The organism is Deferrisoma sp., assembly GCF_054681715.1.
The window spans coordinates 1-8,322 of sequence record NZ_BAAHFQ010000127.1; the positions used below are offsets into that span (position 1 = coordinate 1).

At 72.1% G+C, this 8,322-nt stretch carries 7 protein-coding genes and 1 pseudogene; 3 read left to right on the forward strand and 5 right to left on the reverse strand.

Translation table 11 applies throughout. From position 1 onward, the window contains the following. From ACY0I8_RS14095 to ACY0I8_RS14105, 3 genes are all read left to right on the forward strand, one after another. The coding region (locus ACY0I8_RS14095; protein ID WP_461395276.1) for a serine/threonine-protein kinase at positions 1 to 1,303 on the forward strand (1,303 nt) is incomplete at its 5' end. A gap of 177 nt (positions 1,304 to 1,480) precedes the next feature. After that, complete coding sequence (locus ACY0I8_RS14100; protein ID WP_461395277.1) at positions 1,481 to 2,128, forward strand: FHA domain-containing protein; 648 nt, start codon at positions 1,481 to 1,483, stop codon at positions 2,126 to 2,128. Between the two features lie 5 nt (positions 2,129 to 2,133). Further along, positions 2,134 to 2,853 carry a PP2C family protein-serine/threonine phosphatase gene (locus ACY0I8_RS14105; RefSeq protein ID WP_459941471.1) on the forward strand — a complete coding sequence of 240 codons (720 nt, stop codon included), beginning with the start codon at positions 2,134 to 2,136 and terminating at the stop codon, positions 2,851 to 2,853. Between the two features lie 604 nt (positions 2,854 to 3,457). Here the strand turns inward: ACY0I8_RS14105 and ACY0I8_RS14110 are convergent. The 5 genes and pseudogenes from ACY0I8_RS14110 to ACY0I8_RS14130 all read right to left on the reverse strand — a co-directional run. After that, positions 3,458 to 3,991, reverse strand: a complete 534-nt coding sequence (locus ACY0I8_RS14110) for an FHA domain-containing protein (RefSeq protein ID WP_461395278.1) — start codon at positions 3,989 to 3,991, stop codon at positions 3,458 to 3,460. Positions 3,992 to 4,007: 16 nt separating this feature from the next. Next, positions 4,008 to 5,423 carry a glutamate--tRNA ligase gene (gltX, locus tag ACY0I8_RS14115; RefSeq protein ID WP_461395279.1) on the reverse strand — a complete coding sequence of 472 codons (1,416 nt, stop codon included), beginning with the start codon at positions 5,421 to 5,423 and terminating at the stop codon, positions 4,008 to 4,010. Positions 5,424 to 5,645: 222 nt separating this feature from the next. Further along, entirely contained in the window at positions 5,646 to 6,446 is an 801-nt protein-coding gene (gene amrB / locus ACY0I8_RS14120) for an AmmeMemoRadiSam system protein B (RefSeq protein ID WP_461395280.1), read from the reverse strand. Positions 6,447 to 6,767: 321 nt separating this feature from the next. Beyond that, positions 6,768 to 7,907, reverse strand: a complete 1,140-nt coding sequence (locus ACY0I8_RS14125; RefSeq protein WP_461395281.1) for an aminotransferase class V-fold PLP-dependent enzyme — start codon at positions 7,905 to 7,907, stop codon at positions 6,768 to 6,770. A gap of 97 nt (positions 7,908 to 8,004) precedes the next feature. After that, a pseudogene (locus ACY0I8_RS14130) lies at positions 8,005 to 8,322 on the reverse strand (response regulator); the annotation flags it as partial.

Genomic DNA, 8,322 nt, shown 5'->3' on the forward strand with positions numbered 1-8,322 from the left:
CGAGGGCGACGCCACCGGGGCCGGGGTCGTCATGGGCACGCTCGCCTACATGTCCCCCGAGCAACGGGTGGACAGCCGGGCCGTGACCCCGGCGAGCGACATCTACTCCCTGGGCGTGGTGCTCTACGAGCTCTTCGCGGGCGAAAAGCCCGGCGAGCCCTACCGCCCCCTGCGGGAGCGCGACCCCACGGTGCCCCCGGGGCTCGACGAGTTGGTGCGCGAGTGCCTCGACCCCGACCCGGCCAGGCGCCCGCCCTCGGCCGACGCGGTGCGCGACCGGCTCCTGCAGATGCTCCGGGGCGCCCACCTGGCCGGGGACCAGCGCCGCAGGGCGGGGGAGGGGCTTGCGCGCATCGAGGACAAGTTCGCGCTCCTCGACGTCCTGAAGGAGGACCGGTTCGGCGCGGTCTACCTCTACGAGGACCGGGTGGACCACAAGCTCCTCGTAATCAAGCGAAAACCCGCCGCAAGCCAGGGCTATACCGAGGCCCGGCTCCTCACGACGCTCCGTCACCCCAACATCGCCGGGATCCTGGGGACCTCCCGCAACGAGCAGTTCTACATCGTGGTGATGGAGTACCTGAGCGGCGGGTCGCTCCGGGACCGCTTGGTGCGGCCGCTGCCCTGGCCCGAGGCGGTCCGGATCGCCCGCGGGATCCTCCAGGGCCTGGCGTTCGCCCACCGGAACCGCATCGTCCACGGGAACCTCCGGCCCTCCAACGTGCTCTTCGGCGAACGGGGCGAGGTGAAGCTCACCGATTTCGGCCTGGACGAGCACTACGGCGACCCCTCGGGCCCCCCCAACTGGTACGGCATCCGGGGGGAACCCCGGTCGCCCCGGGCGGACCTCTTCGCGGTGGGGGTGATGCTCTACGAGATGCTGGCCGGCGCGCGACCCCGGTGGGAGGCCGGCGGGTTGGTGGAAGCCGAGCCGGTGCAAAGCGCGCCCGCGCTCCTGCGCGAACTGGTGCGCTCATGCCTGGCCCTCGCCCCGGACGGCCGGCCCGAAAGCGCCGACGCCGCCCTGGAGGTTCTGGACCGGGTCGAGGGCGGGGGCCCCACCGACCTCGAGGACGACGCGCCGACGTTGGTGTTGCCGGCGGACGATCCCGGGGCGCCGGAGCCGCGGGGGAGGGGGGCGGGGGGCACCTGGGCCCGCCGGGCCGGGTGGGGGCTCGCCCTGGCGGCGTCCGCGGCCGCCGGCTACTGGGCCCACGCGCTCGTGTCGGGCACCGCGCCCCCGGCCGTGCAGTCGCTCTACGACACCACCGTGGCCTGGGCCAAAGGCGTGCTCGGGGGGTAGGCGAGGGGAGGCGGCGCCTACCCCTTCGCTTCGGGCCGAAGGCCCAGAAGAACTGACGTTGCGGCGCGGGAGCCGCTCCCACGGGGTGGGGCGGACGCGGAGGCTTGAATCAACAAGGATTTTAGCGTCCTAGCCTCCTAGCTTCCCAGCCTCCCAGCTGTTGAAAGGAGCTTCGCCATGCAATGGAGCGTGAAGATCGCCGACCGGGAGGTGGCCCGGTTCGAGGTGGCCGACGGCGCAAGCGTGGTGCTCGGCCGGGGAGCCGACGCGGACGTGCACCTCGACAACCCGGCCGTGTCGCGCCGGCACTGCCGGCTCTCGGTCGCGGGCGAAACCGTGCGGGTGGAGGACCTGGGCAGCCAAAACGGCACCTTCGTGGGCGACGCCCGGGTCGAGGGGGAGGTGGCGCTCCCACCGGGCCAGGGGTTCCGGGTGGCCAAGTTCGCGGTGGAACCCGTCGTGGCCGGCGCGGCGGCCCCGGCCCGGGACCTGGACGCCACGGTGGTGCTGGATTCCCGGCCCGCTCGGCCGGCGAGCCGGCGGCGGCTTGTCCTTGTGGGGGGCCGGGCCGAACCGGGGGAGCTGGACCTGGCCGGCCGGGGGGTGGTCCGGGTGGGGAAAGGGCCCGACTGCGAGGTGCGCCTGCGGGGGTTCGGGCTCGGCCGGGTGCAGTTCAGCCTGCTGGCCTCGGGAGAGGGGCACGTGCTCACCCCCAAGGGCGGCTGGCGGGCCACCCGGGTCCGGGGAGTGAAAGCCTCCGGGCCCACCCCGCTCGCCCCGGGGGACGAGATCGCGGCCGGCCCCGTCCGGTTCCGGTACGAGTAGTCCCGGTGTGGAACCCATTTCGCCGGAAGCCGGAAACGGCCTGGACCGCGGCCGGCCGCACCCACCCGGGCCTCGTCCGGGCCCGGAACGAGGACGCCTTTCGGGTCCTGGAGCGGCCCGCGGCCTGGGTGGTGGCCGACGGCATGGGCGGCCACGCCGCCGGCGACCGCGCGGCCCGGTTGGCCGTGGACGTCGTGGCGGGCCGGCTCTCGGCGGCGGGGCATCCCGGCGCCGAAGACCTCGTGGCCGCCGTGGAGGAGGCCCACCGGGCCGTGGGCCGGGACGCCGCCTCCCATCCCTCGCGGACCGGCATGGGATGCACCCTGGTGGCCGCCCTGGCCGAGGGCGGGCGGGTGCACGTGGTGCACGTGGGGGACGCCCGGTGCTACCGGTGGGACGGGGAGCGCCTCGCGCGGGTCACCCGCGACCATTCGGCCGCGGTGGAGTGGGGATTCGCCGGCGCAGGGCTTCGGAACGTGGTCACCCGGGCCGTGGGGGTGGCCCTGGACGAGGGGCCGGAGTACACCCCGGTGGACGTGGCGCCGGGGCAGGGGCTGCTCCTGTGCTCCGACGGGCTTTGGGGCCCGGTGCCGGCCGGGGTGATGGAGGAGGTGATGGGGGAGGCGGCCGACCCGGCGGAGGCCTGCGAGCGCCTCGTGGCCGAGGCCCTGGGCCGCGGCGCCCCCGACAACGTGACCGCGGTGGTGGCCCTGCGGAAGGCGTGAGAGAACTCGGCCACGGATTTACGAATACCTTCGAAGTAACTTCGGTCGTCGGTCGTCGGTCTCGCGGTCTTCGGTCCCGTGGTCCAGACGGCCGCGGTGCACCGTGTGGCCGAGGCGGAAGTTAATTGTTTTGCAAACAGGCCGCGCCCCGCGGCCTACGGACCTTCAACAGTATTGCCGGGGGTCGGGTGGGGGACTGGTTCCGGCCGGGCGCGAGTGCGGCACCCGATCGCCGCGCCTTTCCATGCCGTTGTCGGCTCGGCAGGCCGGGGCGGCGGTAGCGGACGTTCCGCATCTTTCAAAGCGATCCGAGCGTGGTGATGGCGCGGCGAGGTAAGGGGCCGCACCCGGCTCTCCACCAGCCCCCCACCCGCGGGTTTCCCTTGCAACGCCCGGGATCTGACAATACTTTCGTTGGTCTTGGTACACAGATGGACACAGATTTCGGGAGGGGCCGTCCGGCAGCGATTCGGGTCAGGTTCGAGCCGGTGGCGTTGCCCCCGGGATGACCAGGGGGAGCGAACCCGCTGCCGCCCCTTTGCCGCTCCTCAGGGTTCCCCGCCGAAACATCTGTGCAAATCTGTGTTCCTCTGTGGCCAAAACCTTACCCCGCCATCTCCACCCGCACGCGGAGTTTCGTGTTCCCGATCCGGACCACGTCCCCCTCGCCCACGAACTCGGCCGTGGCCGCGCGGTCGTTCACGAAGGTGCCGTTGGTGCTCCCCAGGTCCTTCACGATCACCCGGTCCTTCACCCGTTCGATCTCCAGGTGGATCCGGCTCACAAGGGGGTCGTTCACCCGGACCGTGGCGTCGCCCCGGCCCACCGTGATCCGGGTGTCGTCGAAGGTGCGGGTGGAGCGTCGGCCGTCCTGGGGTTCCACCTCCACGACGAGGCGGTAAGCGGCCCGGGGCATGCCCATCTGGGCCAGGTCGCTCACGTGGTGGTACACGGTGCCGTCCGGGGTCGGCTCCGGAGGGGGCGGGGGGGCCGCCGGGGGGCGCTCGTGGAGGTGGTCCTGCACCACGGAGACCTCCCCGCAGCGCTTGCAGCGGTAGCGCACGGGCTGCTTCGGCAGCTTGGCCGGGTCGACCTTGAGGGCCGTCCGGCACGACGGGCACACGAACACGAGCGCCATCCGCGCCCTCCCGGGGTCAGCCGGCCTCCCGCGCCTTGGCGAGGGCGAGCGCCCGCTCGATCCGCTCCAGGGCCCAGTCGCGGCCCACGAGCACCAGGGTCTCGAAGATGCCCGGGCTCACGGTGGTGCCGGTCACGGCCACCCGGAGGGGCTGGGCGGCCTTGCCCATCTTGAGCCCGTGTTTGCCCTCCACCACCGCCACGAAGGCCCGCTCGAGGGGCGCCAGGTCCCACGAATCCACGGCCCGGAACGCCTCGAGGAGATCGGAGAGCACGGGGACGATCGAGGCCTTGAGGTGCTTCTTGGCGGCGTCGGGCTCGATCTCGATCTCCCGCACGAAGTAGGGCGTGGCCTTCTCGGCGAACTCCGCGAGCGTTTTGCACCGGGGCCGGAACGCTTCCACCAGCACCTCGAGCTTCTTGCGGTCCGAGGTATCCCAGCCGCGCTTCTCGAGGAACGGCCGCACCAGTTCCACCAGCCGGTCTTGGGGGCACTCCTTGATGTAGTGGGCGTTGAGCCACAGGAGCTTGTCCTCGTTGAAGATGCTCGCCGAGCGGCCCACGCCGTCGAGGTCGAAGAGCTCGATGAGCTCCTGGAGCGAGAAGATCTCCTGGTCGCCGTGGGACCACCCCAGCCGCGCGAGGAAGTTCACCAGGGCCTCGGGCAGGAACCCGGCCTCCCGGTACGCCTCCACGCTGGTGGCCCCGTGGCGTTTGGAGAGCCGCTTCTTGTCGGGACCGAGGATCATGGGCACGTGGGCGAACTTCGGCAGCGGGTAGCCCAGGGCGTGGTAGAGCTGGATCTGGCGGGGGGTGTTGTTCAGGTGGTCGTCGCCCCGGATCACGTGGGTGATGCCCATGAGGGCGTCGTCCACCACCACCACGAAGTTGTACGTGGGCGAGCCGTCGGTCCGCAGGATCACGAGGTCGTCGAGTTCCTCGTTGTCGTAGGTCACCTCGCCCCGCAGGAGGTCGGGCACCGTGGTGGTGCCCCCCTGGGGCGCCTTGAACCGGACCACGTGGGGCTTCGAGGGGTCCACGTCGGTGCGCGCCCGGCAGGTGCCGTCGTACTTGGGCTTGCGCCCCTCGGCCAGGGCCTTCTGGCGCTTCGCCTCCACCACCTCGGGCGGGCAGTCGCAGCGGTAGGCCTTGCCCTCCCGCAGAAGCTTCTCCACGTGCTCCAGGTAGAGTGCCGTGCGCTGGCTCTGGAAGTATGGGCCCTCGTCCCACTCGAGGCCGAGCCACTGGAGGGAATCCAGGATCGCCCGGGTGCTCTCCTCGGTGGACCGCTCCCGGTCGGTGTCCTCGATCCGCAGCACGAAGGTGCCGCCGTGGTGGCGGGCGTAGAGGAAGTTGAACAGCGCGGTGCGGGCGCCGCCCACGTGCAGGTAGCCCGTGGGGCTCGGCGCGAAACGGGTCCGTACACCCGACATGGGGGTCTCCTTGTTCGGGCTTCGCGCTGGAAAAGGCGGGGAGGCTCGAAGGCTAGGAAGCTTGGAAGCTGGGAGCCCGTTCCCCCACCGTTCCGGCGGATGGGGTTGCGTCTTCTTGTCCTGGGAAGCGGCGTTGTCGTGCGCCCGGACGGAGGCGCGTGGAACCCCGGCGCGTGAACCTACAAACAACGTCGGGCCTGCCCGTGAGCAGGCCCGGCGGGATCAGGCCACGAGGATGCCGGCGTAGCCCACCACCCGGCGGTAATCGCCGCTCGCGTCGCCCGAGGTGGCGTACCGGACGAGCTCGGCCCCCCGGGCCCCGAGCCGGCGGGCGGCCACCAGCATGGCGGCGGTGGGCACGACGCCGCACATTGTAATCCCATGGCGTTTCGCAGTGTCAAGGAGCCCCCGGGGATCGAGCTCCAAGACCCGCTCGATGGCGAGCTTGTCCTTGGCCCGGGCCACGTCGTCGGGCTCGTAATGGCTCATGTCGCTCGATGCGACGAGGAGCGCGGGCTCTCCCCACCCGGTTAGCGTGTCCGCGAGGGCGTTTCCCACCTCGGCGATCTCGCCGAAGGACCGAAGCGCCAGGCAGATCGGCACGATCCGAAGGCCCGGCCGCTTCACCTGGAGGAACGGGAGCTGGACCTCCAGGGAGTGCTCGTGCACGTGGGCGAGCGTGTCTTCCTGCAGGATGGGGCAGGCGGCCAAGAGCGCCTCGGCCAGGTCCTCGGCCACCGGCACGGTGCCGAGCGGGGTCGCCCACCCTCCCCGGGCCCACACCGCGGCCTCGGCGCCGAGCCCCGTGTGGTTGGGCCCCAGGAGCACGACCGTCTCGGGGATGTGCACGGCGCCCAGGGTCGCGCCCGCCACGGCCCCGGAATAGACGTACCCCGCGTGGGGCGACACCACGCCCAGCGCGGCCCGTTCGGGGCCCGCGCCGAGCGCCCGAACCACGAACTCCCGGAGGGCCACGGGGTCTCCGGGATAGAACTGTCCGGCGACAACGGGTTTTCGAATCATGGCGCACTCCGTGTCAGGGGTCGGAATTCGGGGGACAGAAGACAGGGGAAGCCGGCACCCCTTTGTCTCCCTCTCCCCCACGGGGGGAGAGGGCCGAGGTGAGGGGGGGCCACCACGCCGCCCAGAACCTCGCCTCCCGGGACCCCAAAGCGCGGCACCCGATCGCCAGCGCTTGTGGTGGGCCCTTCATCCCCCTCCCCCCTACCCCCCTCCCACCAGGGGAGGGGGGTCTGCAACGCCGTTCCGGGCTGCCCTCTGTCTCCCTCTCCCCCACGGGGGGAGAGGGCCGGGGTGAGGGGGGGCACAATCTCCCCCAGCCTCCTAACCTCCCAGTTTTTCCGCCTCGTCCAGTTCCGCGAAGAACCGTTCCAGGTCGTCCACGGTGTTGTAGAAATGGGGCGACACCCGAAGCCCCGGGCCCCGGGCGGCCACGAACACGCCCCGGTCGTGGAGCGTCTCGGCCAGTTCGGCCGCCGGCCGCCGCGGCACGAAGGTCAGAATACCGCTTCGCTCGCCGGACGCCAGGGGGGAGGCGATCGTGTATCTCCGCTCCCGGAGCCCCTCGATCAGGCGATCGGTGAGCTCCCGCACCCGGTCCCACACCCGTTCGATCCCGACCTCCAGCAAGAGGTCCACCGCCGCGCTCAGGCCGTGCACCGCGATGGTGCTCGGGCTTCCCGCCTCGAACCGGGCCGCGTCGGGCCGCAGCTCGAACCGGATCCGGTCGAAAGCGAGCGGGTCGGCCACCGAGTTCCAGCCCACCTCGACCGGGTGCAGGAGGTTCAGGGCCTCGTCCGAGAGGTACAGGATCCCGATCCCCTCGGGCCCGCAGAGCCACTTGTGGGCGTCGGCCGCGAGCGCGTGGACGCCGAGGCGTTGGGGCTCCAGGGGCAGGCACCCCAGGGCCTGGATCGCGTCCACGAACAGGAACACCCCCCGCTCCCGGCAGATCTCCCCCAGGGCGGCCAGGTCGTTTCGGAACCCGGTGCCGTACTCCACGGCCGATACCGCGAGCACCCGAACCCCGGGTTCGTCCAGGGCCTTTTGATAGTCGTCCAGTTCGAGGCGGCCGCCCCGCTCGGGAACCCGAATCACGCGGACGCCCCTCCGCGCTAGGTTCATCCAGGGGTACACGTTGGTCGGGAACTCCCCCTCGGGCACCACCGCGGCCTCGCCGGGCTTCCAGGGAAACCCCTCGGCCACGAAGGAGACCCCCTCCGAGGTGTTCTTGACGAACGCCACGTTCCCGGGGCGCACCCCGAGGAGCCGGGCCGCGGACTCCCGGGCCCGCCGGAGTCCGGCCAGGAGCCGCCCGTAGCGAAACGCGCCCCACACGGTGCACTCCCGGGTTGCGGCCCCCACCGCCTCGGCGACCCGGGTCGAGAGGGGGGCGACGCCCGCGTGGTTGAGGTACGTGACCCGGTCCGCTACCGGGAACCAGGAACGCCAAAGTGTCTCCACGGTGCGTCTCCTTTCCTCGGGGGCGAGCGACCCCGAAAACGTAAACGGCCCTGGCCGGTTTGGCCAGGGCCCGTGGCGCCGGTGGCGCGGTGCGGGGCTACGAGGGCTCCTGCTTGAGCTTCTCGATCGCCTCCTGGATGAGCCGCTCGGCAAGCTGGGGCACCACCTCCCACACCACCTTTTCGACCGTGGCCTGGACGAGCGGGGTGAGGGCCTCGGCCGACAGGCTCCGCTCCAGGGCCGCGCGGACCGTGGACTCGATGGCCGGGGCGAGATCCGCGGCGGCCGCCGCCGGTGTCGCCGGTTCCTCCACCCCCTCGTCCCAGTCGGCCCGGTGGGGCGGGGTTTGGCCGGGCTCCTCCCAGCCGGTGGCGCCTTCCTCGTAGGCCTCGGGCGTCTCGGGGAAAGTGGCGGC